At 40.5% G+C, this 24,787-nt stretch carries 27 protein-coding genes, 1 riboswitch and 2 other annotated features; of the genes, 25 read left to right on the top strand and 2 right to left on the bottom strand.

The features are described 5' to 3' along the window. The first annotated feature begins 191 nt into the window (after positions 1-191). Positions 192-350: a PspC domain-containing protein gene (locus MUB24_RS14820; RefSeq protein WP_244705526.1), complete on the top strand. Its 159-nt coding sequence runs from the start codon at positions 192-194 to the stop codon at positions 348-350. A 30-nt stretch (positions 351-380) separates the two neighbouring features. Here the strand turns inward: MUB24_RS14820 and MUB24_RS23510 are convergent, their stop codons facing one another. Further along, positions 381-2,252, bottom strand: coding sequence for a glucose PTS transporter subunit IIA (locus tag MUB24_RS23510; protein ID WP_244705389.1), 1,872 nt, complete (start codon positions 2,250-2,252; stop codon positions 381-383). On the opposite strand from MUB24_RS23510, the gene MUB24_RS14830 reads away from it, so the two are divergent. Next, positions 2,166-3,395, top strand: a complete 1,230-nt coding sequence (locus tag MUB24_RS14830; protein ID WP_244705390.1) for an enolase C-terminal domain-like protein — start codon at positions 2,166-2,168, stop codon at positions 3,393-3,395. The genes MUB24_RS23510 and MUB24_RS14830 overlap by 87 nt on opposite strands. Before the next feature lie 29 nt (positions 3,396-3,424). Here MUB24_RS14830 and MUB24_RS14835 read toward each other — a convergent pair whose 3' ends face one another. Continuing rightward, entirely contained in the window at positions 3,425-4,132 is a 708-nt protein-coding gene (locus MUB24_RS14835; protein ID WP_244705392.1) for a GntR family transcriptional regulator, read from the bottom strand. 121 nt (positions 4,133-4,253) lie between these two features. Here MUB24_RS14835 and MUB24_RS14840 point away from each other — a divergent pair, with 121 nt between their 5' ends. The 23 genes from MUB24_RS14840 to trpA all read left to right on the top strand — a co-directional run bounded on the left by MUB24_RS14840 (position 4,254) and on the right by trpA (position 24,763). After that, entirely contained in the window at positions 4,254-4,901 is a 648-nt protein-coding gene (locus MUB24_RS14840; protein WP_244705395.1) for a bifunctional 4-hydroxy-2-oxoglutarate aldolase/2-dehydro-3-deoxy-phosphogluconate aldolase, read from the top strand. Positions 4,902-5,352: 451 nt separating this feature from the next. Further along, the gene (locus MUB24_RS14845) at positions 5,353-6,852 is read left to right on the top strand and encodes a DUF1538 domain-containing protein (RefSeq protein WP_244705397.1); all 1,500 of its coding nucleotides are present in this window, start codon (positions 5,353-5,355) and stop codon (positions 6,850-6,852) included. Then, the gene (locus MUB24_RS14850; RefSeq protein ID WP_244705399.1) at positions 6,836-7,504 is read left to right on the top strand and encodes a P-II family nitrogen regulator; all 669 of its coding nucleotides are present in this window, start codon (positions 6,836-6,838) and stop codon (positions 7,502-7,504) included. The genes MUB24_RS14845 and MUB24_RS14850 overlap by 17 nt, the downstream gene beginning before the upstream one ends. A 166-nt stretch (positions 7,505-7,670) precedes the next feature. Next, complete coding sequence (locus MUB24_RS14855; protein ID WP_244705401.1) at positions 7,671-8,492, top strand: GNAT family N-acetyltransferase; 822 nt, start codon at positions 7,671-7,673, stop codon at positions 8,490-8,492. A 29-nt stretch (positions 8,493-8,521) separates the two neighbouring features. Then, positions 8,522-9,676, top strand: a complete 1,155-nt coding sequence (locus MUB24_RS14860; RefSeq protein WP_244705403.1) for a glycerate kinase — start codon at positions 8,522-8,524, stop codon at positions 9,674-9,676. 1 nt (position 9,677) lies between these two features. Continuing rightward, positions 9,678-10,574, top strand: coding sequence for a nickel pincer cofactor biosynthesis protein LarC (larC, locus tag MUB24_RS14865; RefSeq protein ID WP_280517006.1), 897 nt, complete (start codon positions 9,678-9,680; stop codon positions 10,572-10,574). A 35-nt stretch (positions 10,575-10,609) separates the two neighbouring features. After that, positions 10,610-11,014 (top strand): nickel pincer cofactor biosynthesis protein LarC2, encoded by a 405-nt coding sequence (gene larC2 / locus MUB24_RS23310; protein ID WP_280517007.1) that lies wholly within the window; start codon positions 10,610-10,612, stop codon positions 11,012-11,014. A 103-nt stretch (positions 11,015-11,117) separates the two neighbouring features. After that, positions 11,118-12,023, top strand: coding sequence for a TIGR01777 family oxidoreductase (locus tag MUB24_RS14870; protein WP_244705405.1), 906 nt, complete (start codon positions 11,118-11,120; stop codon positions 12,021-12,023). Positions 12,024-12,394: 371 nt separating this feature from the next. After that, positions 12,395-12,643, top strand: a complete 249-nt coding sequence (locus tag MUB24_RS14875) for a hypothetical protein (RefSeq protein WP_244705407.1) — start codon at positions 12,395-12,397, stop codon at positions 12,641-12,643. Then, on the top strand, positions 12,640-13,020 hold the full coding sequence (locus tag MUB24_RS14880) for a retropepsin-like aspartic protease (RefSeq protein ID WP_244705409.1): 381 nt from the start codon (positions 12,640-12,642) through the stop codon (positions 13,018-13,020). Before MUB24_RS14875 ends, MUB24_RS14880 begins: the two co-directional genes overlap by 4 nt. Before the next feature lie 379 nt (positions 13,021-13,399). Continuing rightward, positions 13,400-13,945 carry a hypothetical protein gene (locus MUB24_RS14885; protein ID WP_244705411.1) on the top strand — a complete coding sequence of 182 codons (546 nt, stop codon included), beginning with the start codon at positions 13,400-13,402 and terminating at the stop codon, positions 13,943-13,945. A gap of 204 nt (positions 13,946-14,149) precedes the next feature. Beyond that, positions 14,150-14,386 carry a hypothetical protein gene (locus MUB24_RS14890; RefSeq protein ID WP_244705413.1) on the top strand — a complete coding sequence of 79 codons (237 nt, stop codon included), beginning with the start codon at positions 14,150-14,152 and terminating at the stop codon, positions 14,384-14,386. 61 nt (positions 14,387-14,447) lie between these two features. Next, positions 14,448-14,557: riboswitch (TPP riboswitch) on the top strand. A 159-nt stretch (positions 14,558-14,716) separates the two neighbouring features. Beyond that, complete coding sequence (locus MUB24_RS14895; protein WP_244705415.1) at positions 14,717-15,700, top strand: ABC transporter substrate-binding protein; 984 nt, start codon at positions 14,717-14,719, stop codon at positions 15,698-15,700. Between the two features lie 12 nt (positions 15,701-15,712). After that, a complete protein-coding gene (locus MUB24_RS14900; protein WP_244705417.1) occupies positions 15,713-16,003 on the top strand; it encodes a thiamine-binding protein in 291 nt (96 codons plus the stop codon). Continuing rightward, on the top strand, positions 16,003-16,764 hold the full coding sequence (locus MUB24_RS14905) for an ABC transporter permease (RefSeq protein WP_244705419.1): 762 nt from the start codon (positions 16,003-16,005) through the stop codon (positions 16,762-16,764). Before MUB24_RS14900 ends, MUB24_RS14905 begins: the two co-directional genes overlap by 1 nt. After that, the gene (locus MUB24_RS14910) at positions 16,764-17,510 is read left to right on the top strand and encodes an ABC transporter ATP-binding protein (RefSeq protein ID WP_244705421.1); all 747 of its coding nucleotides are present in this window, start codon (positions 16,764-16,766) and stop codon (positions 17,508-17,510) included. The genes MUB24_RS14905 and MUB24_RS14910 overlap by 1 nt, the downstream gene beginning before the upstream one ends. After that, positions 17,503-18,279, top strand: coding sequence for a TatD family hydrolase (locus MUB24_RS14915; protein ID WP_244705424.1), 777 nt, complete (start codon positions 17,503-17,505; stop codon positions 18,277-18,279). The genes MUB24_RS14910 and MUB24_RS14915 overlap by 8 nt, the downstream gene beginning before the upstream one ends. Before the next feature lie 473 nt (positions 18,280-18,752). Further along, entirely contained in the window at positions 18,753-19,619 is an 867-nt protein-coding gene (locus tag MUB24_RS14920; RefSeq protein ID WP_244705426.1) for a YitT family protein, read from the top strand. A 106-nt stretch (positions 19,620-19,725) separates the two neighbouring features. Continuing rightward, positions 19,726-19,976, top strand: a binding site (T-box leader). 65 nt (positions 19,977-20,041) lie between these two features. Further along, positions 20,042-20,252: a binding site (T-box leader), on the top strand. A gap of 72 nt (positions 20,253-20,324) precedes the next feature. Continuing rightward, the gene (gene trpD, locus MUB24_RS14925) at positions 20,325-21,350 is read left to right on the top strand and encodes an anthranilate phosphoribosyltransferase (protein WP_244705428.1); all 1,026 of its coding nucleotides are present in this window, start codon (positions 20,325-20,327) and stop codon (positions 21,348-21,350) included. Continuing rightward, positions 21,351-22,139 (top strand): indole-3-glycerol phosphate synthase TrpC, encoded by a 789-nt coding sequence (gene trpC / locus MUB24_RS14930; RefSeq protein ID WP_244705430.1) that lies wholly within the window; start codon positions 21,351-21,353, stop codon positions 22,137-22,139. Continuing rightward, positions 22,140-22,799, top strand: coding sequence for a phosphoribosylanthranilate isomerase (locus MUB24_RS14935; protein ID WP_244705432.1), 660 nt, complete (start codon positions 22,140-22,142; stop codon positions 22,797-22,799). It begins immediately after the preceding gene. Next, on the top strand, positions 22,774-23,979 hold the full coding sequence (gene trpB / locus MUB24_RS14940; RefSeq protein ID WP_244705434.1) for a tryptophan synthase subunit beta: 1,206 nt from the start codon (positions 22,774-22,776) through the stop codon (positions 23,977-23,979). Before MUB24_RS14935 ends, trpB begins: the two co-directional genes overlap by 26 nt. Continuing rightward, entirely contained in the window at positions 23,972-24,763 is a 792-nt protein-coding gene (trpA, locus tag MUB24_RS14945) for a tryptophan synthase subunit alpha (protein WP_244705436.1), read from the top strand. Before trpB ends, trpA begins: the two co-directional genes overlap by 8 nt. Positions 24,764-24,787 lie beyond the last annotated feature (24 nt).

Genomic DNA, 24,787 nt, shown 5'->3' on the forward strand with positions numbered 1-24,787 from the left:
GAGAAAAAGCAAGAAATCCAAAGAATAAGCTAAAAGAGATAAAAGTATCGCCATACGGATGGCGTAGTCGGCACAGACCTTGCCCACTGGAAAGGATCATCCAGTGTTGTTCGCCCAAGTTTCCCCTCTGCACCCTCCCTGGAGGTTTGTAAGGGAAATGTTTGCGAAAAAGAATCCCATGTTCTTTAGACATGGGAGTGGTCAAAGATAAGTCATTATATGGTGTTTGTGGAGGGATAGCTGAGTTTTTTGGGATATCCTCTTTTGCTGTGAGACTCATATTTTTAATTTTTATGCCTACTTCGTTGCTTATATATATTATCCTTGCTGACAGTCCCCGGTCCTTATAATTTGGGAGGTGCCCGGCACCTCCCGAGTTACTAAATGGACAAAATAGCCTTTTTTAAAATGATTCCTGGTTGCTGATTTCCTTTTAATTGATCTTTACTAGAAATTCTTTCAACCTTGTCCATATTGGTAATCACGACAATAATTGAAGGATCTTTTTTGGCATTTTCCAATACTTTCAAGTCCATATGCGCCACTTTCGTTTTAGGGGTGACACTCTCTCCTTCTTTTTCGAAGACCTCGAATCCTTGACCATTTAAGCTAACTGTGTCAATTCCCATGTGAATGAGGATTTCAATGCCGTTTTCAGTCGTAATCCCCACTGCATGCTTCGTCGGAAAAACAGTGGTGATTGTCCCGCTTACTGGAGAATAGATATCCCCGGTATTTGATTTCATTGCGTAGCCATCACCGATTAGTTTTGTTGAAAATACCTCATCTCCCACAGCTTCAAGAGGCAGATAAACACCATCCGTTACGGAACGCAATTCAACTTGACCTTCAAATGTTTCTTTATCTTCTTTATCTTCTTTATCTTCTACTTGTTTAGGTTTTGGCACCATCATGTACGCCAAGACAAAGGATAGTATGAGTGAAATAAGAATGCCTAACACCGCAAAAATAAAATATTGACCGATATAAGCGGGCAGACTAAAGATACTTGAAAGAATATAGCCATAAATACGAACGCCAAAGAAACTAATAAAAGCAGAAGCAACAGAACTACCGATTGTTGCAGCAATAAATGCTTTTTTATACTTTGTTAAAACCCCGAAAAGTGCAGGTTCCGTAATGCCCAGTAAGCCAGAGACAGCGGAAGAAACAACAATGGACTTCTCTTCTTTTGAAACTACTTTTGTATAAATCGCAGCAGTTGCCCCCGTAATCGCCATGTTGGCCATGAACATCATTGGCATTAACATGTCATAGCCTTGATTGGCAAAGTTTTGCAGGGCGATAGGTGTCATGGCATGATGCAAGCCAGTTAAAATAGCAATCGGCCGAATCGCACCAACAATGACTCCCGCTAAAATAGGTGAAATGGTAAACAACCAGCTTACGCCATTCGCTAATAGGTTTCCTAAGTGAATACCGATTGGTCCAATCACTACAAGGGTTAATAATCCAGCCAAAAATAGGGAGAAGGTTGGAGTAAAGACGGTTCGCAAAGCTTTTGGTAAAATTTTATCGACACCACGGTAAATATAACTTAATGCTAGAACGGCAAAGATAATCGGAATAACTGTACCTGCATAATTGAAGACCGGCACTGGCAGGAAGCCAAATAATAAAAACTGAGAAATATCTCCGGCTTCTACAGCAGCGATCATCGTTGGGAATTGGATCGTTGCAGCAATCGCAATCGCCAAGTATTGATTCGTTTTAAAGATTTTGGCAGCAGAAGCAGCTACGAAAAATGGCAAAAATGTAAATACGCCACTGGCAAGCATGTCAATGACTTGGAATGTTGGCGTTGTATCTGAGATGATATTCAGAGCAACAAGACCAGCCATTAACCCCTTGATCATACCAGCCCCTGCGATCGCTGGAACAATTGGACCGAAAACGCCTGATACCGTGTCCATAAAGAGGGAAACAATGCCCTTTTTCTCTCCTTTTTCCTGTTTGCGATTTTCGCCGCTTTCAAGTCCTAGTAATTTGGATAAGGGTGTAAAGTATTCCGCTACATTTGTACCAATCACGATTTGGAGTTGATCGCTTTGATATTTGACTCCTACAAATGCAGGATTCTGATTAAGATTGTCATAATTGATCTTATCTTTATCTTTAAGATCGAAACGAAGACGCGTCATACAATGCCACGCGTTGTTGACATTTTCTTTGCCGCCAATATTTGCAATAATCTCTTTTGCGACAGTTTTGCGATCAAACCAGATCGTCACAATCTTGTCGTTGTAAAAGTCGAAACAGACAAAGGCATTTCAGGTATAGGATGTGCCACTTTTCAATTTCGACCACTAGCCGTTAAGTGTATCGTGGATGAGTACTTGAAACCCCTTCTTGTTGGCCGTGATGCAAATCAGATTGAAGATTTATGGCATGTTATGACTGTGAATGCGTATTGGAGAAACGGACCCGTTATAAATAATGCCATTTCAGGTGTGGATATGGCGTTATGGGATATTAAGGGAAAACGAGCAGACATGCCTTTATATCAATTACTAGGTGGAAAAGCACGCACCGCCATTCCCGCCTACACTCATGCAGTTGCGAATAATTTAGATGAATTATACGGAGAAATTGATAAGTTTTTGGCGGAGGGGTATCAATACATTCGCTGTCAATTGGGATTTTATGGCGGCAATGCCACAAAACTGAACACCCCTAAACAAGCAATCAAAGGGACTTATTTCGACCAACATGAATACATGAACACGACATTAAAGATGTTTGAAGCAATCGCTGCTAAATATGGGGACACTTTCCAGATGCTGCATGACGTCCATGAGCGATTATTCCCCAATCAAGCCGTACAATTCGCGAAAAAAGCGGAAAAATATAACTTGTTCTTTTTAGAAGATATTTTACCACCAGATCAAAATGAATGGCTGGCACAAATCCGCAGTCAAACTTCTACACCAATTGCTACAGGGGAATTGTTCAATAATCCTATGGAATGGAAAAAGTTAGTCCTTGAACGGCAGCTAGATTATATGCGTGCTCACGTTTCACAAATTGGTGGGATTACGCCTGCGCTCAAATTAGCTCATTTTTGTGATGTGATGGGGGTACGAATGGCTTGGCATACACCATCGGATATTACACCCATCGGGTTAGCAGTTAATACACATTTGAATATTCATTTGCATAATGCTGCGATTCAAGAAAATATTGATGTACCTAAGAATACCCAAAAGATCTTCCAAAACATTCCAGTACCAGAAAAGGGATACTTCTACCCCATTGATCGCCCAGGTATTGGTGTAGATTTTCTAGAAGGATTAGCAGATGAATTTCCTGTAGAATATCGACCACATGAATGGACACAAAGTCGGATTCCTGATGGCACTTTAATCACTCCTTAATAGCAAGACAAAGCTAATTGGTAGTAAATTTAGCTTTGTCTTGCTTGATGCATTTCTTTGTCAAATGGGGTAATATATGTGCAGGTGTAATCAATGGCCGTTAACTCACTGTATTCATATACTCTCCCAACATGGAGCAAACAGCGGTTGGCAATTTTCATTGCGGGCGTTCCCTTTTTACACAAAAGTAGTTTCGCATGTTCCTTGGTCACTGCGGTGGGTGTATAGCTAGTGATATAGTGAGAAATCTCATAGCCACGGCTTTGGACATACTCTTGAATAGAGTGTTCTACATGTTCTTTGCTGAGATCTGGGAAAAGTGATACTGGCATTTTAGATACCTCAATTTGCTCTATTTTAAAATCGACAATACGTACACGTTGGAATATCCAAATTTCTTCCGATGGATGTAACTGAAAGATCTGTGCATCTTTCGGTGTTGATTTCACTTTGGAAATCTCAATCATTTTTGAAGAAATACGATCATAAGGTGTGCGGGTCAGTGAATTAAAGATCAACGGATTTTTCTGTAAGTTGTCGTAAACATACATTCCTGAACCTTGAACGACCTTAATCACACCGATTTCATTTAAATTTTTGATTGACTCTTGGATGGTATAGCGAGACACTTGATACATCTCCGCTAAGGTTCGCTGGTCGGGAAGTTTTCCATTAGGAAATTGTTTTTGATATATTTTGCTTAATAAGTCTTGAATAATAAACTCTGTTTTTTTCAAAAAATAAGTCCCTTCTTTCCTGTAATTTAGGGTGTGTATTCTTGTAACAAGTATATTTTTTGTTTTTAAATTGTCAATGGGGTTCACTGACCTCATTAAAAATAGAAAAGGAGAATGGCCCATGCAGCGAGTAACTATTTTGAATCGTTTAGAACAAGCTGGCGTTATCGCGGTAGTCCGCGGCGAAACGAAGGAAGAAGCACTTAAAGCCAGCCATGCCATTGTGAAAGGAGGAATGAAAGGGATTGAACTAACTTTTACCGTCCCTCAGGCAGATGAAGCCATTGGTGAGTTAGTGGAAATGTATAAAAATCAACCAGAAGTCGTGATTGGGGCAGGTACTGTTTTGGATGCGATAACAGCACGCTTAGCGATCATGGCCGGTGCTCAGTATATCGTTAGCCCAAGCTTTGATCCGGATACAGCGGAAATTTGCAATTTGTATCAAATTCCTTATTTGCCAGGCTGCATGACCATAACGGAAATGAAGACTGCCTTGAAGAGCGGTGTCGATATCATCAAATTATTCCCTGGAAGTGCATATGGTCCAAGTATTGTAGGCGCCTTGAAAGCACCAATGCCTCAATTGAATATTATGCCCACAGGAGGCGTTAGTCTAGAAAATATGGAAGACTGGTTCAACGCGGGGGTGGTAACCGTAGGTGTTGGTGGAAATCTTCTAGCCCCAGCAAAAACAGGAGATTTTGACAAGGTAACCGAAATGGCTCAACAATACATGGAAAAATTCCGTGCCATTAAAGGAGCTTAGATTATGGGAAAAGTAATCACCTTTGGCAATGATGCTACGATTGTCTACTGACACAGGCATCTGTTAACGTGCGCCAATTATTTGCAATCCTATTATGGAGGGAGAAGCGAATGAAAGGAAATCTCCCTTGAAAGGTCAAAAATTAGATTGCAATCCACATTTTCTTCATTTTCATTCATAGACTATATATGTGGCATTGAATTTTAAAACCTCCAAATGATACACTTTCATGCTATAATAATTATAAATACGTGATAGTTGAAGAGGAACAAGTATAATAATTTTATATTGATTTTTAGGTGGAGTCTGTCACTTAAGGGATAATAGGTCTCTTTTGTAACAGACTTTTTCTTGTTTTATCCCAATAAAGAAAAGGCCTGCATCCTGGAGGTCTAAACTCCCCCTAATTGAAGTTTTACATTATAATAAGTTTGAAAGGAGTGATTTGTTTTTGAATGCACTAGGTTCGAAATTAAAAGAGGTATTGTATGCTGTTCTCCCCATTACTGTCATTGTTTTGATTTTGAATTTTACTTTAACCCCTCTTGATTCATCCCTTATCATCCGCTTTATCATTGGTGCCGTCTTGATTATCATTGGATTATCTATTTTTTTAATTGGGATCGATATTGGGATAACGCCTATTGGTCAATCTATGGGTGCCACAATCGCAAAATCAAATAAAATTTGGATTGTCGTAATAGCCGGTCTTTTACTTGGTTTTTTTATTTCTATTGCTGAACCCGATTTGCATATCCTCGCAGGGCAAGTTGATTCCGTTACTTCAGGTCTGATATCGAAATCAAGCCTTGTTGTGGTTGTTTCCATTGGAATTGGTGTTCTCATTGCGACAGGACTTGTTCGAAGTGTATATAATATCCCGCTTTATAAACTATTGACTGTTTTGTACCTGATCATTTTTGTACTTGCTTTATTTACATCACCAGAATTTTTAGCCATTTCCTTTGATGCTTCAGGTGCTACTACTGGTGCGTTGACAGTTCCGTTTATTTTAGCCCTTGCCCTAGGCGTTTCGATGCTGAAAAAGGATAGTAAAGCCTCAGAGAAAGATAGTTTTGGATTAGTGGCCATTGCTTCTACAGGTGCTATCATCTTTGTTATGATTATGAATATCATTTCGAAAACGGATAAAATGACTGGCAGTCTTGAACAGATAGAAACGACCTCACCTTCGATTATCGGTCCTTTTATACAAAAGCTTCCCACCATATCTCAAGAAATTATTGTGGCTTTATTACCGATTTTACTAGTTTTCCTTGTATTTCAGAAAATTTCCTTTAAAATGTCTAAGAAAGCTGTCAGAAAAATATTGATGGGATTATTATTCACCTTTATAGGACTCGTATTATTCTTAGTCGGTGTGAATGCCGGTTTTATGGATGTTGGTAGTGCTGTAGGACATAGCATAGCCTCTTTAGATAATAAAGCATATGTTATGATTGTAGCTTTTGTTTTAGGAGTCGTTACGATATTGGCTGAACCCGCTGTTCATGTTCTGACCCATCAGATAGAGGATGTTACGAGTGGGTATGTAAAGAGAAGTGTGGTGATGGGCACCCTTTCGATAGGTGTAGGTTTGGCCGTTCTTTTATCGATATTAAGGGTATTGATACCGGATCTTCAATTATGGCATTATCTTTTGCCTGGTTATGTGATTGCGATCGCTATGACTTATTTTGTTCCAAAACTGTTTGTTGGGATCGCCTTTGATTCTGGTGGTGTTGCATCAGGACCAATGACCGCTACTTTTATATTAGCCTTTGTACAAGGTGCTGCCGAAGCGATAGAAGGGGCAAATGTTTTAATAGATGGATTTGGTATGATTGCGATGGTGGCGATGACTCCTCTAATCGCTTTGCAAATTTTAGGTCTTGTTTTCAAATTAAAATCTAAAAAGGAAGGGGTAGAACGTAATGTCGAGTCATTCTGAAATAACCGATCTTGAGCGGGTTTGTATTATTGTCAATCTTGGATTAGGAAGCAAAGTCATGCAGGCGGCTAAGAAATACGGTATTTCAGGCGGAACGGTAGTGTTGGGAAAAGGCACAATCAAAAGCCGCCTCTTGGAATTATTGGCTTTATCTGACGTTAGAAAAGAGATTGTCTTCATGGTCGGCCATAAAAAAACGGTTGATCAAGCTCTTGAACAGCTTGATATGAAATTTAAGTTTCATAAACCCAATCACGGCATTGCATTTACTACCTCTGTTTGTCAAGTAATTGGATCTAGTAGTTGTAAAAGTGATTATATAAAAGAGGAAAGAGGTGTAGATCCTATCATGTATCATGCGATTACAGTGATCGTAGAAAAAGGGAATGCAGAGTATGTGATCGATGCAGCGACTGAGGCAGGCTCTAAAGGTGGTACGATCATGAATGCAAGGGGTTCGGGAATACATGAAACAAGTAAGCTATTTTCAATGGAAATTGAACCGGAGAAAGAGGTTGTCATGATTCTGTCAGAAAAAGACAGCACTGAACCCATTGTCTCTGCGATAAAGAAAAAGCTTAAGATAGATGAACCGGGCAATGGGATCATCTTTATACAAGATGTCAATAAGACGTATGGGTTATATAAGTGATCCTATTTTGCATTAACCCTCCCTCACCCCAGGACTTCAGAGAACGAAAGAAGCCGAAGGTGGGGGATAAGTAATTGGAAAGACGCTACTTGTTTTGTTTCGGCGGCATATACGGATGAAAAAGGACCAAGGTTCTATGTGAAAAATAAAGGATGGTATTGGAAACATGATATATGAATTAAAAAAAGATGAATTTTATAAATGCAAAAGTTTGGTAAATGAAAATATTCCTGAGTCGGTTGCTGTAGTTTCGGGGAATAATCCTGGGAGAATATTTGTTGATAATAAAGATTACCCGACTACAGGACTCATCTGGTTTAAATCGATGGATATCGGCTTTAATTTTATTGGAGATTGTTTCAATACAAACTTTAATCAAGAGATCGGTCCTTTCGTTGATAAATATATTAAGTCCGAAGCGAAAAAGATAGGAATGGACTGGTTTGAAGCGAGCGGAGGCGACCCAGATTGGGATCGCACGATACACGATATTTTTAAACATAAAAATGTAGAAACCCAAGAACAACATGTTTATATACTGCGTGAAAGAAATGGTATAACGTTACCAGCAATTGAACTACCACCCGGTTATCAACTGGTCAAAGTATCAGGTCCCTTGTTGAGATCGAATGAAATTGAAAATTGCTCCTTCTTGCACGATAAAATTTTGAGTTTTTGGGATTCTATACAAGATTTTTTAGATAAGGGCATAGGGTATTGCATCATTTATCATAATAAAATTGTGAGTTTTTGTTTTTCAGGATTTATAACAAATGCTTTTTCTGTAACAGATGTAGAAACATTAGAGGAATACAGGAGGAAAAACCTAGCACAAATTGTCGCAGTTGCCTACTTACAAGATTGTATGAGTAGAGGACTCATACCTTATTGGGACTGCATGAAGGAAAATCTCCCTTCCAATGCTGTTGCGAAAAAAGTAGGATTTGAAAAGGCTCGAAATTATTATGTTCAGTATTTTCAATTTTAATGTTAAATAAACGACGGAGGTATAGTTAGATGAAAATTGTCATAGCACCAGATTCTTTTAAAGGGAGTGTAAGTGCGAAAGAGGCAGCAATATCGATCGAACGAGGAATCAAAAAGGCGTTTCCAGATGCTGAAACGGTGTTAGTACCCGTTGCAGACGGGGGAGAAGGGACAATGGAGAATCTTGTCGCTGCAACAAATGGACAAGAAATAGAGATTACGGTTACAGGTCCACTTGGCCAACCTGTTCAGGCTCAGTTCGGTGTACTTGGAGATCGTCAAACATGTGTGATTGAAATGGCCAGTGCTTCTGGGTTACATACAATCGCAAGTTCTGAGCGAAATCCTTTGAAAACGACTACATATGGTACGGGAGAATTAATCAAGAAAGCATTGGACTTGGGATATCGCCATTTTGTCTTAGCGCTTGGAGGATCTGCGACGAATGACGGGGGAGCGGGTATGCTGCAAGCACTTGGTTTGCAGCTATTAGATGTAGAAGGAAATGAGATTGGTTTCGGTGGAGGTGAGCTTTGTCATATTGATAGAGTGATAACAGACAGATTAGATGAAAGGATCAAAGAAAGCCATTTTCTCATTGCTTCTGATGTCGATAATCCATTTATTGGTGAGAATGGAGCTAGTCATGTATTTGGTCCACAAAAGGGAGCCACTCCGGAGATGGTTGAAATCCTTGACCAAAATCTTTCCCATTGGGCCGACCTGATTGAACGAACAACAGGTATCCGCATTCATGACCGTCCAGGTGCAGGAGCGGCTGGTGGTATTGGAGGGGCTTTTCAGGCATTTTTCCCTTCAGAAATGAAACGGGGGATTGATGTTGTTTTAGAGTTTACGAAGCTAGAGGAAAAACTTGCTGGTGCAGATCTTGTTTTGACAGGTGAAGGCCAGGTAGATTTCCAAACAGCTTTTGGTAAGACGCCGATGGGCGTGGCGGAAATGGCGAAAAAACAGTATATTCCTACTATCATTGTTGCAGGATCTGTTGGAGAAAACATTGAAACCTTATACCCGTACGGTGTGATCGGAATTTACAGCATGGTCAATGGTCCAATGAGCCTTGAAGTGGCAATGGAAAAAGCGGAAATATTATTAGCAAAGACTGCGGAACAAATTTGCCGTACATATTTTTTAAAACATTTTCATTCAGAGGAGAAAAAATAAAATGAAAACTCTTTATATTGATTGTTTTTCAGGAATTAGTGGAGATATGATGGTGGGGGCTCTGATTGATGCAGGCGTCTCCTTTGAAAAAATTCAGCAGGAATTAGAAAAATTGAATCTTGCCGGCTATCAATTGGCTGTTCGAAAGGTCATGAAGGAAGGCATTAGCTCAACGAAATTTGAGGTTCTTTTAGAAAAAGATGAGCATGATCATCACCATGTGAACGAAGTCCATGATCATAGCCATCACCATCACGAACATGAGAACGATGGAGTCCATCATGTTCACAATCATCACCATGACCATCATAATCATCACCACGATCACCATAGTCATGATCATGATCATCATGGGCATTCTCATCATCACCGCAGCTATGCGGACATTCTTCAGTTAATTGAGGAATCGGAACTTTCATCGGGTGTGAAAGAACGTAGTAAGCAAATTTTTGCGCCGATTGCTAAGTCTGAAGCGAAAATTCATAATATGCCTATCGAAAACGTTCATTTTCATGAAGTTGGAGCAGTGGATTCGATTGTCGATATTGTGGCGACTGCGATCGCTTTAGAAGAATTAGAGATTGAAAGAGTCATTTCCGCGCATGTTCCGCTTGGTTCCGGCAGTATTCGTTGCGCCCATGGGATTTATCCCGTTCCAGCTCCTGCAACGTTGGATATGATGAAAAATATTCCGATTGCACCTACAGATTTAACATATGAATTAACCACACCGACAGGGGCAGCTATTGTAGTGAGTCAAGCAGATGACTTCGGAACATTACCTGCGTTGAATATGGAGGCCATTGGATATGGTGCAGGGACTAGAGACATCCCCAACCGTCCGAATGTACTTAGAATCATGATTGGAGAAGAACTTAAAAAAAAACAAGTGATCTAGAGCAATCGGAAACGATTTCCATTTTAGAATGCCAAATGGATGATATGACTGGAGAAGCACTTGGATTTACGATGGAAAAACTATTGGGAGCAGGTGCCCTAGATGTGTATCACACCCCAATTTATATGAAGAAAAATCGTCCGGGAATATTACTTACAACTCTTGCACCAACAGAATTAGAGTCTGCTTTAACAGATATTTTATTAGAAGAAACAACAACACTTGGGGTCCGGTCTTATCCATCTACCCGAACGATTTTAGATAGAAAAATAGTGAATACCAATACGCCGTACGGTCGCATTCGGATCAAACAAGCGATAAAACATGGACATGTCATCCGCGCTCTTCCAGAATACGAGGATGTGAAACAAGCAGCACTTGAGCACAATTTGCCGTTTCAGGAGGTATATAAAGCAGCCTTAACTTTTGGAAACAAATGATCATAGAGTGGGAGTCTAGAAATATGTGTCTTATCTCACACGAGAGACAGAAGATAGTCCTAAGATTAATGACATAGATGAAACATAGAAAGGGAGTCATTTCATGCATATTGTGATTGCAGGTGGCAGTGGCTTTGTTGGTCAGGCATTAAAACAGCGATTATTAAATGAAGGGAACCAAGTAACCATTTTAACAAGAAATCCTTCTAAATTCGAATCATCAGAGCGATTGCAATATGTAGAATGGTTAACCCACAACAGTCAACCTGAAATACAAGTGGAAAAGGTAGACGCTTTTGTGAATTTGGCCGGGGAATCTATTAATGGACTAAGATGGACAAAAGCAAAGAAGGAAAGAATTATCCAAAGTCGGATAACAGCCACAAAGGAAGTTTTACGGATAATCGAAAACCTACATCCAAAGCCGAAAGTGCTTGTGAATGCGTCTGCCATTGGCTATTATGGCATGTCAGAAACCGAAACCTTCACAGAGGAGGCACACTCAAACGCTCATGACTTTCTAGCAACGGTTGTGAAAAAGTGGGAAGAGTTAGCTTCCACAGCGGAAAAATGGGGAGTGCGAACAGTATATGCCCGATTTGGCATTGTCCTCGGGAAAAAAGGGGGAGCTTTACCTTTCATGTCTCTACCATATAAGCTTGGGGTCGGAGGAACGATTGGTTCAGGAAAACAATGGGTTTCATGGGTTCACGTAGCGGATGTAGCAGGATTGATCAGCTATGCGATCGAACAATCTGATATCCAGGGGCCTCTGAATGTAACAGCACCTGAACCTAAAAGGATGGCTGATTTCGGAAAAATGATTGGCTATGTCCTTCATCGTCCTCATTGGTTTCCAGTTCCCAGCTTTGCGATGAAAGCCCTATTAGGCGAAATGAGTGAAATGCTGCTGTGTGGGCAAAGGGCAATCCCTGAAAAAGCTTTGACTTCTTCTTACAAGTTTCAGTATCCAGATTTAGAAGCAGCATTAAAAGATATTTTTGCCTAGGGAATAAGGTGAACTTTACCTAATATCCGTTTTTGTAATGAAGAGCGGAACCTCTTGTGGTCCGAGCAAATCGGGCCTTCACTTATTTAAAAGTGAAATGCCTGGGATGCTAAGGCTGACTTGTTTCTCAAGAAGTTCATATGGGAAATTAAAGGATAATCCTATAGAGGAGCGAGGTAACTTTATCCAAATATAAATATAGGGGTAATTGAATTAGGGGAATAACTGTTGATTGACAATAGAGTTTTTTAGGTAAAGGCCAGAAATTCACGTTCTGATTTACTCCGCCACTTTGTGAAGGTAATCATTATTTAAGTTGTCACGGGAATATGCTATGGTAATGATAGTTACAAAATAAGGAGTGATAAACAATGAAATGGGAAGAAGTTCGTAAACTATACCCAGATCAATATGTAAAGCTTACTATCCTTGATTTTTACTTAATAGATGATAGGAAAATTGTAACGGATGTTGCATTAATCAATGTGATTGAAGATTCTAAATTGGCAACAAAAGAGTTACTTAAATCAAAAGGCAATACCATTGTTTATCATACTGGTTCCGAAAAAATTGTGATTGAAATGAGAACTCCAACAGGCTTAAGAGGTATGAGATTATGAAGTTAGAGATAGTGAATCGGTTACTCGAAGTGGAGATGACGATTTCGTATAAAGGAAAAACGAAAATAATAGATAAGCTTATTATCGATACGGGTGCAGCACATACTCTTATTTCATCCGACGTTGTAGAAGATATAGGTATTTTCTTTGAAAATGAAGATTCTTTGGTTAGTGCGTACGGAATTGGCGGTGAGGAATATTCTTTCCGAAAACCAGTTGATTATATAAAGCTTGGTACACATGAAATACCAGAAATGAAGCTGGATTTTGGGAATTTAGATGATTGGGGTATCAACGGGCTCATAGGACTTGATATCTTAATGAATGGAAAATTCACCATTGATTTAGAAAAATTAGAGTTAGTTCAAAATCATTGATTAAAATATGGCTTCTTTAGCAATGCAATTTAGGTATAGCGAATCCCGCGAATTGGGATACGCTTATTTTTGTATAGAGACAGATTGTGAATAACTTATATTGTGAAAATAATGCGGGAATAAAACGGCGTTAGAAGCAACATAAAGAATTATTCTTCCTAGGGAATAAGATGAAACCTCACTGAATGTGTTTTCGTATTCATTATGAAGGAAGAAATGTAAACTTTTGTTAGTCTGTAATAAAAATTGTCTCGAGTAAGATTAATTTGCCATGTAAGAGGTTCATATGGGAGGTTACAGGACGTTCCTACAGAGATGTGATAGATAAGGATAAGGGGGCTTAAAGATAGATGAACGAAACGTAAAGGGGAGGTAACTGATGGTCGATTTCCTATATCATTACTATGATGAATCAGCTGGGCCTTTCCGTAATTTATCAGATCTCGATTTAGAAGAGGCAGAACAGGTTCTGAACGATATTAGAATAAAAAAGAAGGGATTTGCAAGCAAACGATCCTTAGACTATCTCAAGATTCGTCGTAGTTTAGAATGGAAGGCGAGAAACTTATTTATTGCGAAGGGTGGAAAACCGGTTCGAGGTCATCCACATTATATGACATTCGGGGAGTGTTCGTGGTTGTTAGATTGGTATCCAAGGGGCAAAGATCTTTTAATCCCGATAACGGAATTCGATCCGTATACAATTAGTTTTACATATGGTGATTTGTTTCCAACCATGAGATATAAGGATGGAAATTTCTATCGAGGCCAAGTTTATACGCTTGAAGAAATTTATCAAGTCATACATATATGTGGATTACCACAAGAATGGAATCCTGAAGGAAATAAAGGGCCGGAGCGGTATATTGAAGTGCAAATTTGGGATGATCAACCAATAAGGAAAATAATAGGCGCCATAAAGTAATTGCATTGGCGGCGAATTACTTTCTAATTGATCAAAATCCAGGTGTAAGATCAAGTAATATAACAAAATAGGAATCTCTCTCTTGGAAAATACAGAAAAAGTGTCAAAAATTATCTGGCAATCCCTGGAATTAATAGTAAAATGTACAATGTTGTCATAAACATCAATAAAAGGATTTTAGTAAGTAAAGGAAGGTGAAATGGAATGCAGTCAGAAAAAAATATGACATTAAAAGATTGGATAGTTACAATGATTTTGCTCGTTATTCCCATTGTCAATATTGTTATGTTAATTATATGGGCGGTGGATAAAGAGGAGCCGCGTAATTTATTCGCAAAAGCCTACTTAATTGTCATGATTGGGGGCATTGCGCTTGTATTTATTTTTTACATCATTATATTTATTGTCATCATGGTTTTCTCAGTGTCCCTTTCTTATTGATAAGTCTTTGATCTGGCTTTTGTGAAGCAATCTGCTATAATAGATTGTGAAAATAATAGTATATGGAATGTGGGGGGACCGGTTATGCCGGTTGAGAGTGCATCCTCGAGATGCTGACCCTTAGAACCTGCCCTGGTTAAGACCAGCGAAGGGAACATGAATCCATTCACCACGATGAATGTTCTTTCAAGATGCCCAGGTTCCAACTGAGGCATCTTTTTTCGTTGTATAGCCATCATCATGAGATTTTTCCAATAAGTTTTTAAAATCCTTATAAAACTCATGATAGGTCTTTACGGTTCACTTTCCTATCTTTGGAGGGAAAAAGAGATGAAAAAATGGTTAGGCGTCAGTTTGCTCGTTTTTCTTTTACTTGCTGGATGTAGTGGGACAACAGAAGAGAAAAACGATACAAGCTTGAAGAAAGTCTCCGTTGTTCTCGATTGGACACCAAATACCAATCATACGGGGTTATATGTAGCGCGCGATAAAGGGTATTTTAAAGAAGAGGGATTAGATGTTGATATTATTCTTCCGGGTGAAGCGGGCGCGGATCAGTTAGTCGCATCGGGTAAATCCGAGTTCGGCATCAGTGCCCAAGAAAGTCTTACCGAAGCAAGGGCTCAAGATGTTCCGATTGTGTCAATTGGAGCGATTATTCAACATAATACATCCGGTCTCGCCTCACCGGTTGATAAAAATATTAAAAAACCGAGTGATTTTGAAGGGAAGACATACGGCGGTTGGGGTGCCCCGGTAGAACAAGCGGTTCTGACTTCGTTGATGGAAGCAGATGGCGGGGATTTTGATAAAGTGGATGTGATTAATATGGGGGACACGGATTTTTTTACAGCGGTGCAAAGAGATATTGATTTTGCTTGGATTTATTATGCTTGGACGGGTGTGGAGGCAGAGATGCGCGGAGAAGAACTCAATATGATTTATTTAACGGATTACTCGGACAAGCTAGATTATTATACCCCTGTCCTTACAACAAGTGAGAACATGATTGAAAAGGATCCTGACACTGTAAGAGCATTTATGAAGGCTGTGTCAAAAGGATACCAACTAGCAATCGATGATCCAAGCGAGGCAGCGGAAATTTTAATCAAGGCGGAACCAGATCTTGATGCTGATCTTGTTCGTAAAAGTCAAGAATGGTTAGCATCCCGCTACCAAGACGATGCTCCGCGTTGGGGCGAGCAAAAACAAGAGATCTGGCAAAATTATATGGACTGGATGTTGGAGAAAAAGGTTCTAGAAAAAGAAATCGATGTAGAGCAAGCATTTACAAATGAGTTTTTACCTAAATAAGGAGGAAGAAATATGGCAAACGCATTAGTAAGCATCCAAATTATCCCCAAATTAGCAAATGGTGGAGACACCTATCCACTTGTAGATGAGGCAATCAAAATCATCGCGGAATCAGGTGTTCAATACGAGGTTCATCCATTAGAAACAACGATGGAAGGGGATTTGTCCCAAATTATGTCGATCATTGAAAAAATGAATCAAAGAATGATTGAGTTAGGGAGCATAAGCGTTATTTCCCAAGTGAAAATCGTCTATAAACCAGATGGGATTACGATGGGGTCCCTGACGGAGAAATATCGATAATGGGAGCGGTTTGGAGGAAAGGATGGAGACCGGCAGCGGTCCTCCTTCTGATCCTTATCCTATGGGAAGGAATTGTTCGTTTATTCAAAACGCCCAGTTGGTTGTTGCCAGCACCAAGTATGATTTTGAAAGAGGCGGTAACGGGTTATGAGCGATTTCTTCCCCATCTCCAATCAACGATTGGCTTAGCGGCGGCTGGTTTTTTGATTGGTTGTTCGATTGGGATCCTGGTGGCTGTTGCGCTTCATTTACTTCCAGGGGTGCAGGAGGCGGTATACCCGCTATTAATACTTTCACAAAACGTTCCAACCATTGTCTTAGCCCCTTTATTAGTCATCTGGTTCGGGTTTGGTTGGCTTCCAAAACTAATCGTGATCACACTTGTCTGTTTTTTCCCGGTGACGGTTGCCGCTTTGGGCGGATTCCGCCATACGCCAGTCGAAATGAAACAATATATGTTGATGGCAGGAGCTTCTCAGCTGCAAATTTTTTCAAAACTGGAATGGCCTCATTCCCTCCCAGCTTTGTTTTCGGGTTTGAAAATATCGGCTACATACAGTGTGATGGGGGCTGTTATTTCAGAATGGTTGGGCGCAAAAAAAGGAATAGGGGTTTATATGACGCTTGCCTCTTCTTCCTTCCGAACAGATCGAGTGTTTGTCGCTATTTTTATCATTATGATCTTGAGCATGCTGTTCTTTGTGTTCATCCAAATAGCTGAAAAATGGTTGGTTCGTTGGACACGGGAGGAGATGAGATAATGGGGACATTATGGATTAACGAGGTCTCGAAAAGTTTCCAGGGACGGAAAGTGTTAGATCATATTCAATTTCAAGTCAACGAAGGGGAATTTGTCACCATTCTCGGACCCTCTGGTAGTGGGAAAAGTACGTTATTTCAACTGATTGGAGGACTTTTGGTACCAGAAGAAGGATCGATTATCTTGGATGGACAGGATATGACGGGAAAACGAGGATCGATCAGCTATATGCCACAGCAGCCGGCCTTACTTCCCTGGCGGACGGTATTACAAAATGTCATGCTTGGACAAGAACTCCGAGGAAAGAAAGAGGAGGAAAAAGCTCGGGAGATGATTCAGAAGGCCGGTCTTGGGGGATATGAGGACGCTCTTCCCGGTGCTTTATCTGGAGGAATGAAGCAAAGGGTAGCCTTTATACGCGCTTTATTAAGTCCCCAATCGTTAATTTGTTTGGATGAACCTTTTTCCGCTTTGGACGATTTTACGCGGGAAGACATGCATGAATGGTTACTCTCGATCTGGTCCAACTATCGAAGAACGATACTTTTTGTGACCCATAATATGGATGAAGCCTTATTTTTATCTGATCGTATTCTTGTGCTATCGACAAATCCAGCACGAGTGATTCATCAATTTGTCGTTCCATTCGCAAGGCCGCGCATGCATAACCTCCTATTATCCAATGAATTTTTAGAGAAGAAACGAGAGTTGGCAAGTTTTGTAAAACGGGGGAATCAGCATGAATAGAAGAATAATCGATGCCCATATCCATTTAGATCATTATGAAGAGGATGAGATCAAACAGATTATGGCTGATTTAGATGCGGTTGATTGTACAAAGTTGATTGCGGTATCTTATGATCTTGCTTCCTGTCAGAAAAACTGGCAATTGGCAACAATCTATTCACAAGTAAAGCCAGCTTTCGGATTTCACCCAGAGCAAGAATTACCATCTAAAAAGGAACAGCAGAAATTGTTTCAATGGATGGAAGAGCATGTAAATGACATGATCGCTGTCGGAGAAATTGGGCTGCCTTATTACACTCGTAAGGAAGTTCCTGCGTTGAAAATCGAAGGGTATATCGAATTATTGGAGCAATTTTTAGCTTTTGCGAAAAAATGGGACAAGCCTGTTGTGCTCCATGCTGTTTATGAAGATGCTGGGCTGGTTTGTGATCTGTTGGAAAAGTATAAAATTCGGGATGCCCATTTTCATTGGTTCAAAGGGGACCAAAAAACGATCGAGCGCATGATTCACCAAGGATATTTCATCTCGATTACGCCTGATGTTGTGTATGAACAGGAAATACAGGCTTTAGTTCAGCAGTATCCGGTGGAACTTATGATGGTTGAAACAGATGGGCCATGGCCGTTTGAGAATCCATTCCAAGGAGAGATGACCCATCCTCAAATGATTCATGAGTCCATTAAGATAATTGCAGAAGTTAAAAAAGAAGGTCTAGAAAGTATTTACCAGCAACTTTATCAAAACACGGGAAAATTTTACAGATTGTAATTAGGATGTTTCATCGTAGCTCCCTTAAGGAATAGAAGAACTAACGAAGGAGGGAGAAAAGATGAAGCATCATCCAACTCAAGATAAAATTGACCGTGACAAAGCATTGAAGGAACGAAATGATCGAGACAAGGCTTTCTATAAGGATCGTGAAAAACAAGCTTAACGTGATCAATTGGTTATGCCTATTGATGATATCTCGGATGAACTCGTCGAAAAGCGAGAAAAGAATGAACGAGATAAAAGAGGAAGTTTTGGACAAAACGATGGGTGAATGTAACCCGGGTTCCACTATTGGGATGAAGACGGCTTGAGTCTTCATCCCTTTCTCGAGTAAAGCCTCCCTACAAAACTTCTCCCCTATATAAAAATTTCTCTCCCTTTATATAAAATGGTATCCTTGATAAGGGTTTACTCTACTTTGAGTTAAAAATATCATCAATGTTTAAACAGAAAAGGGTAGGTGCAGGAGAATGTCTGTTTCTAAATCGAGTTATTCTCAACTCTGGGAATATTTAATGGTTATGTTTGGGGCCACTTTAGTAGGCCTTGCTTATAATATCTTTTTGCTGCCAGCCAAAATAGCTGCTGGCGGGATTTCAGGTGTTAGTACCTTATTCTATGAAGCCTTTCATTGGAATCCTGCGTTGGTGCAAGCGGCCATTAATATACCTCTATTTTTCCTAGGTCTTTGGCTGTTAGGGAAAGACTTTGGGGTAAAAACATTAATTGGGACAGTTTTCGTTCCGTTCGTTATTTGGTTGACGCAAGGAATCCATATGAATCTTCATGAGCCTATGCTTGGCGCCATTTACGGAGGAATTCTCATTGGGGTTGGACTTGGAATTGTGTACCGTGGTGGAGGTTCGACAGGTGGAACAGCAGCTATTTCTCAAGTGCTAAAAAAATACACGGGCTTATCGAGCGGTTTTTCACAGTTGATTGTGGATGGGATTGTCGTAGTAGGTGCGGCTTTTGTCTTAAATTTAGAACTCGCCTTATTCGCCCTTATTTCGATCTATGTTACCAGCAAAGTGATTGACTTTGTCCAACTTCAAACTTCTCCAACCAAGCTTGTGATGATTATTACGGAAAATGAAGAGAAGGTGCAGCAAATTATTCGGGAGGAAATTGATCGGGGTCTCACAAAGGTGAAGTCATTAGGTGGGTACACGAATTTAGAACGAACAATGATTTTATGTGTCGTTGAGCAGGCAGAAGCCGTCTATTTGAAAAAAGTTCTGCAGGAACAGGAACCATCTTCCTTTGTGATTTTCCTTAATGCTTCGGAAATTTTAGGCAGAGGTTTTACAATGGAAAAAATCCACGGGGTGAAATAACCGTAAACAAGAAAAATAGCAAAAAATATTTAAAATAAATAAAAAGCCTCTTGACTTTTCTGTTCTATAAAGTTATTATGTTAAATAATTCAAAATTTACATGATGATTTTGGCAGTGACGAAGAGTAGTAGCTGTTTTGTCGCATTGAAGAGAGCCGGTGGTTGGTGCAAACCGGTGTGCAAAAATAGTGAATGGACTTCTGAGCCTCCAAACCGAAACCAGACAGGGAGTAGGCTTTGGCGTTCTAGTCTTGGCGTTAACAGAGACTGGGCATAGGCGAAGTCAGTCGCTTGTTGCTGTTAAAGTGAGCTGTATTCAGCTAATAAAGGTGGTACCACGGGTTCCTCGTCCTTTGGATGAGGGGCCCTTTTTGTATGATTAGGCTCGTTTATAAAGTGAATTTTTAAAAAATAACATAGACATAAAATCGTTGAGTAAGAAGAGTACATTTGGTAAGGCGTTATAGAGAGTCGGAGTTGGTGAGATCCCGGCACGTACTGCTGAATGGAATGGACTTACGAGAGATTTCCTGAACAAACTAAAGTAGGGAAATCCGGCTTCCACCGTTAACAGGATTAGAGATGAGGATTTATTCCTCAATAGAGGTGGCACCGCGACTTTTCGCCCTCTGTTCTAGACATAGACTTTATGTTTGGGACAGGGGGCTTTTTATATTTTACCCTTATCCAGAAAGGAGAATGAAAATGAAGACATATTTGCAAAAATTAATGGCTGGAGAATCTTTAGACATAGAGGAAATGAGAGACGCGGGAAGAATTTTATTTGAAGGAGAGGCCTCAGAGAGTGAGTCTGGTGCTTTGCTTGGTTTACTCGCCCTCAAAGGGGAGACAGCGGAAGAAATCGCCGGATTGGTGCAAGCCATTCGAGAAAAATCCCCTGCGAATTTGGAATTGACTGAAAGTGTTATGGATAATTGTGGAACCGGGGGAGATGGTTCCAGCAGTTTCAATATCAGTACAACTTCCGCCTTTGTCATTGCAGGGGCTGGCATCAAAGTAGCAAAGCATGGAAACCGAAGTATCTCAAGCCAAACAGGCAGTGCTGATGTACTAGAGTATCTTGGGGTTTCTCTTGATCAAACACCAGAGGAAACAAAGGAATTATTAGTAGAAAATGGTATATCCTTTTTATATGCCCCCCATGTTCATCCAGCTATGAAGGCAGTCATGAAAGTGCGGAAGGATTTACGTGTTCCGACGATATTTAATCTGATCGGCCCCTTAACAAATCCTGTTGAATTGGATACACAATTACTTGGCCTTTATCGGCGCGATAAATTGATGCTTATGGGTGAGGTGTTGAGAAAGTTAGGCCGAAAACGTGCTGTTATTATTAACGGTTCAGGCTTTCTTGATGAAGGGTCATTATCAGGGGAGAATCATCTAGTCGTATTAGAAAATGGGCAATTAACTTCGATCCTTTTAAAACCGGAAGATGTGGGACTCTCTTATTATGCGAACGAAGAAATCTTAGGTGGGGATGCTGAAAGGAACGCTCAAATTATGCTTAGTGTATTAAGAGGAGATGACGGACCTTTTCGTGATACTGTATTACTGAATGCAGGCATTGGCATTTTTGCAAACGGAAAGGCGGAAACGATCCAAGAAGGAATCGAATATGCCAAACATAGTATTGATTCTGGGGCTGCGATGGAAAAATTAGAATTTTTAATTAGAAAAAGTGAAAAATCGCGACAGGGAGTGGTATGAATGACAATCCTTGATAAAATTCTTAAGCAAAAGAAATTAGAAGTTCGGGAATTAAAAGCTATCTATAGTGGACATAAGACCGAATCTTCGAAAAAACGGGTTTCCCTTTATAATCATTTTATCCATACAGAAAACATGAGCGTTATTGCAGAAGTGAAGAGGGCATCGCCTTCTAAAGGAATCATTAACCCTGATGTTGATCCAGTTGCTCAAGCAAAAGCCTATGTAACGGCAGGGGCAGGTGCGATTTCTGTTTTAACGGATCGCCAGTTTTTTAAAGGGTCGATGGCAGATTTATCAGCAGTGGCTCAAGCGGTCGATGTGCCTCTTTTATGTAAGGATTTTATTATTGATGAAGTCCAAATCGATGCGGCGAAAGATCATGGTGCTAGCATCATTCTTCTCATTGCAGCTGCTTTACCTGAAACAAGATTGAAAGAGTTATATAAATATGCACAATCTCAGCAGCTTGATATTTTATTTGAGGTGCATAATGAAGAAGAGGCAGAAACTGCCCTAAATATTGGCGCGAATATTATCGGCATTAATAATCGTAATCTAAAGACCTTTGAAGTAGATTTGGCTGTAACCGAACGGGTAGCCTCTCTTTTACAGCAAACGGATTGCTTATTCATTAGTGAGAGTGGGATAAAGACAAAGGAAGATGTAGAGAGGGTTCGAGAAGCAGGGGCAAAAGGAATTCTCGTTGGGGAGACGTTAATGCGTTCTAGTAATATCCAGGAAACGATGAGTGAGATCCGAATTCCTTTCTCCAAGGTGGTGGAATAAGTGCGAGTCAAAATTTGCGGCATCAAGAAGCTAGAAACAGCCCAAACCGCTGTGGAAGCTGGGGCGGATCTGCTTGGGTTTGTATTTGCGAATAGTAAAAGGAGAATTTCACCTGAAAAGGCAGCGGAGATTATCAAGGAACTGCCTGCTCATGTGAAATCGGTTGGTGTATTTGTCAACGAAAGTAAAGAAGAAATTCAGCGGATCGCTTGTCTCGCCAACCTCGATTATGTGCAATTGCATGGCCATGAATCACCTGCATTGTGTGCAGGTCTTAAGATCCCGGTCATTAAGTCCTTCTCGATCAAAGAAGAAAAAGATTTGAATCAGCTTAAGGACTATGATTGTGCTTATTATCTGCTTGATAGTCCAGGTGTTCAATATGCAGGTGGGAGCGGTATTCCTTTTAATTGGAATTTATTACAGGAAAAACATCTACCGAATGATCGTCTTATTTTAGCTGGAGGACTGACGGCTGAAAATGTGCAAAGAGCCATGGCAAAAGTGCATCCAGAAATTGTGGATGTTTCAAGTGGTGTAGAAACAGATGGGGAAAAAGATGCATCTAAAATAGTAGAATTCATCCAAACAGTAAAAGCATATCAACCAAATAAAACATCTAGGAGTGAAGAAAATGGCTCTGTACACATCACCAGATGAAAAAGGAAAATACGGACCATATGGGGGGCGCTTTGTGCCGGAAACATTGATGACCGCTGTATTGGAATTAGAGGAAGCCTATGAAAAGGCCATTCAGGATCCTGAGTTCGCAGAGAAAATGGATTATTATTTAAAACAATATATCGGTCGGGAAACACCGCTCTATTTTGCCGAAAATTTATCCAAACAATTGGGGGGTCCCAAAATATATTTAAAACGGGAAGATTTGAATCATACCGGTGCCCATAAAATTAATAATACGATCGGGCAGGCGTTATTGACCTTGAGAATGGGCAAGAGGAAAGTTGTGGCTGAAACAGGAGCTGGTCAACATGGGGTGGCAACCGCAACAGTTTGTGCCTTGCTTGGCCTTGAATGTATTGTGTTTATGGGGGAAGAGGATATTCGCCGTCAAGCATTAAATGTGTTCCGAATGGAACTCCTCGGAGCAGAGGTGAGAAGCGTATCTCAAGGGAGCGGAACGCTGAAAGACGCGGTGAATGAGGCGCTTCGTTATTGGGTCGCCCATGTAGAGGATACTCATTATATTTTAGGATCTGTTGTCGGGCCTCATCCATTTCCAAAAATTGTTCGGGACTTCCAAAGTGTGATTGGTAAGGAAACGAAGCAGCAAATCCTTGAGCAAGAGGGAAAACTTCCTGACGCTCTTGTCGCCTGTATCGGCGGCGGCAGTAATGCAATGGGTATGTTTTACCCATTTATTCAAGATGAAGAGGTAAACATTTATGGAGTAGAAGCGGCTGGCTCCGGAATTGAAACAGGTAAACATGCGGCTGTTCTAACGGATGGGAAATCCGGAATTTTGCATGGTACATTGACTTATCTTTTACAAGATCAGTATGGGCAAATCCAGGAGGCGCATTCCATTTCGGCTGGGCTAGACTATCCTGGAGTGGGGCCTGAACATTCTTATTTAAAAGATCGTGGCCGTGTGAATTACACATCGGTGACAGATGCGGAAGCTTTAGAGGCCTTTCAATTGCTTTCCAAAACAGAAGGGATTATCCCCGCTCTGGAAAGTTCCCATGCCGTCGCTTATGCCATTAAGCTCGCTAAGGAAATGAAAACATCCGAAACCCTTGTCATCTGTTTATCTGGACGAGGAGATAAAGATGTAGATGCGGTTCGAACTGCGATTGGAGGTCAGAACAATGGGTAAAACAAAAATCGATACAGCTTTCGCCCAAGTGCTTAATCAAGGAGATAAGGCTTTTGTCCCTTATATTATGGCAGGCGACGGAGGCTTGGAAAATCTTAAAGAACAAATCCTTTTTTTAGAAAAAAATGGGGCAACGGTTGTGGAACTAGGCATTCCCTTTTCCGATCCTGTCGCAGATGGGCCGGTTATTCAGGAGGCTGGTTTGCGGTCTCTTGAGAATGGCACGACACTGGAGGCAATTTTAACCAGTCTAGCAGAGTGGAAGGAAACGAGAAAAATCCCCATTGTCCTGATGACGTATATCAATCTCATTTATTCTTTTGGCATCGACAAGTTTGCGGAGCGTTGCGAGGAGGTTGGAGTGGATGGTCTGATTATCCCTGATCTTCCATTGGAAGAAGAAGAGTTGGTTACACCAGCTTTAGAAAAACGCGGTATTGCGTTGATCAGACTCGTATCTCCGACAAGCCCTCCGAGCAGAATCGAACAAATTGCCAAGCGGACAGAAGGATTTTTATATGCGGTAACGGTCAAAGGTACAACCGGTGTTAGAAATCAATATGAAGACGGGGTAGGGGCGTATTTACGGGAATTGAAAGCTTGTTCTAAAGTTCCGGTTTTAGCTGGATTTGGTGTTTCCACTCCAGAACAGGTACGTGAAATGAGTGAGTATTGTGATGGCGTCATCGTAGGAAGTAAAATTGTGGAATCTCTTTATCAAGGAGAGAACCAAGCAACCATTGAATTAATCGCTGCTTCTAAACAATCCGCTGCAAAAATATAAATACCTAAGCTGATGGAATAGGTT

It is taken from the genome of Lederbergia sp. NSJ-179 (assembly GCF_022867885.1).
Lineage (GTDB): Bacteria > Bacillota > Bacilli > Bacillales > Bacillaceae_C > Lederbergia.

Bases quoted from the DNA above. Each gene is read 5' to 3' on its own strand.
- MUB24_RS14820 (WP_244705526.1), top strand. From the start codon at position 192: ATGGGAGTGGTCAAAGATAAGTCATTATATGGTGTTTGTGGAGGGATA.
- MUB24_RS14830 (WP_244705390.1), top strand. From the start codon at position 2,166: ATGCCACGCGTTGTTGACATTTTCTTTGCCGCCAATATTTGCAATAAT.
- MUB24_RS14840 (WP_244705395.1), top strand. From the start codon at position 4,254: ATGCAGCGAGTAACTATTTTGAATCGTTTAGAACAAGCTGGCGTTATC.
- MUB24_RS14850 (WP_244705399.1), top strand. From the start codon at position 6,836: ATGTCGAGTCATTCTGAAATAACCGATCTTGAGCGGGTTTGTATTATT.
- MUB24_RS14855 (WP_244705401.1), top strand. From the start codon at position 7,671: ATGATATATGAATTAAAAAAAGATGAATTTTATAAATGCAAAAGTTTG.
- MUB24_RS14860 (WP_244705403.1), top strand. From the start codon at position 8,522: ATGAAAATTGTCATAGCACCAGATTCTTTTAAAGGGAGTGTAAGTGCG.
- larC (WP_280517006.1), top strand. From the start codon at position 9,678: ATGAAAACTCTTTATATTGATTGTTTTTCAGGAATTAGTGGAGATATG.
- larC2 (WP_280517007.1), top strand. From the start codon at position 10,610: ATGGATGATATGACTGGAGAAGCACTTGGATTTACGATGGAAAAACTA.
- MUB24_RS14870 (WP_244705405.1), top strand. From the start codon at position 11,118: ATGCATATTGTGATTGCAGGTGGCAGTGGCTTTGTTGGTCAGGCATTA.
- MUB24_RS14875 (WP_244705407.1), top strand. From the start codon at position 12,395: ATGAAATGGGAAGAAGTTCGTAAACTATACCCAGATCAATATGTAAAG.
- MUB24_RS14880 (WP_244705409.1), top strand. From the start codon at position 12,640: ATGAAGTTAGAGATAGTGAATCGGTTACTCGAAGTGGAGATGACGATT.
- MUB24_RS14885 (WP_244705411.1), top strand. From the start codon at position 13,400: ATGGTCGATTTCCTATATCATTACTATGATGAATCAGCTGGGCCTTTC.
- MUB24_RS14890 (WP_244705413.1), top strand. From the start codon at position 14,150: ATGCAGTCAGAAAAAAATATGACATTAAAAGATTGGATAGTTACAATG.
- MUB24_RS14895 (WP_244705415.1), top strand. From the start codon at position 14,717: ATGAAAAAATGGTTAGGCGTCAGTTTGCTCGTTTTTCTTTTACTTGCT.
- MUB24_RS14900 (WP_244705417.1), top strand. From the start codon at position 15,713: ATGGCAAACGCATTAGTAAGCATCCAAATTATCCCCAAATTAGCAAAT.
- MUB24_RS14905 (WP_244705419.1), top strand. From the start codon at position 16,003: ATGGGAGCGGTTTGGAGGAAAGGATGGAGACCGGCAGCGGTCCTCCTT.
- MUB24_RS14910 (WP_244705421.1), top strand. From the start codon at position 16,764: ATGGGGACATTATGGATTAACGAGGTCTCGAAAAGTTTCCAGGGACGG.
- MUB24_RS14915 (WP_244705424.1), top strand. From the start codon at position 17,503: ATGAATAGAAGAATAATCGATGCCCATATCCATTTAGATCATTATGAA.
- MUB24_RS14920 (WP_244705426.1), top strand. From the start codon at position 18,753: ATGTCTGTTTCTAAATCGAGTTATTCTCAACTCTGGGAATATTTAATG.
- trpD (WP_244705428.1), top strand. From the start codon at position 20,325: ATGAAGACATATTTGCAAAAATTAATGGCTGGAGAATCTTTAGACATA.
- trpC (WP_244705430.1), top strand. From the start codon at position 21,351: ATGACAATCCTTGATAAAATTCTTAAGCAAAAGAAATTAGAAGTTCGG.
- trpB (WP_244705434.1), top strand. From the start codon at position 22,774: ATGGCTCTGTACACATCACCAGATGAAAAAGGAAAATACGGACCATAT.
- trpA (WP_244705436.1), top strand. From the start codon at position 23,972: ATGGGTAAAACAAAAATCGATACAGCTTTCGCCCAAGTGCTTAATCAA.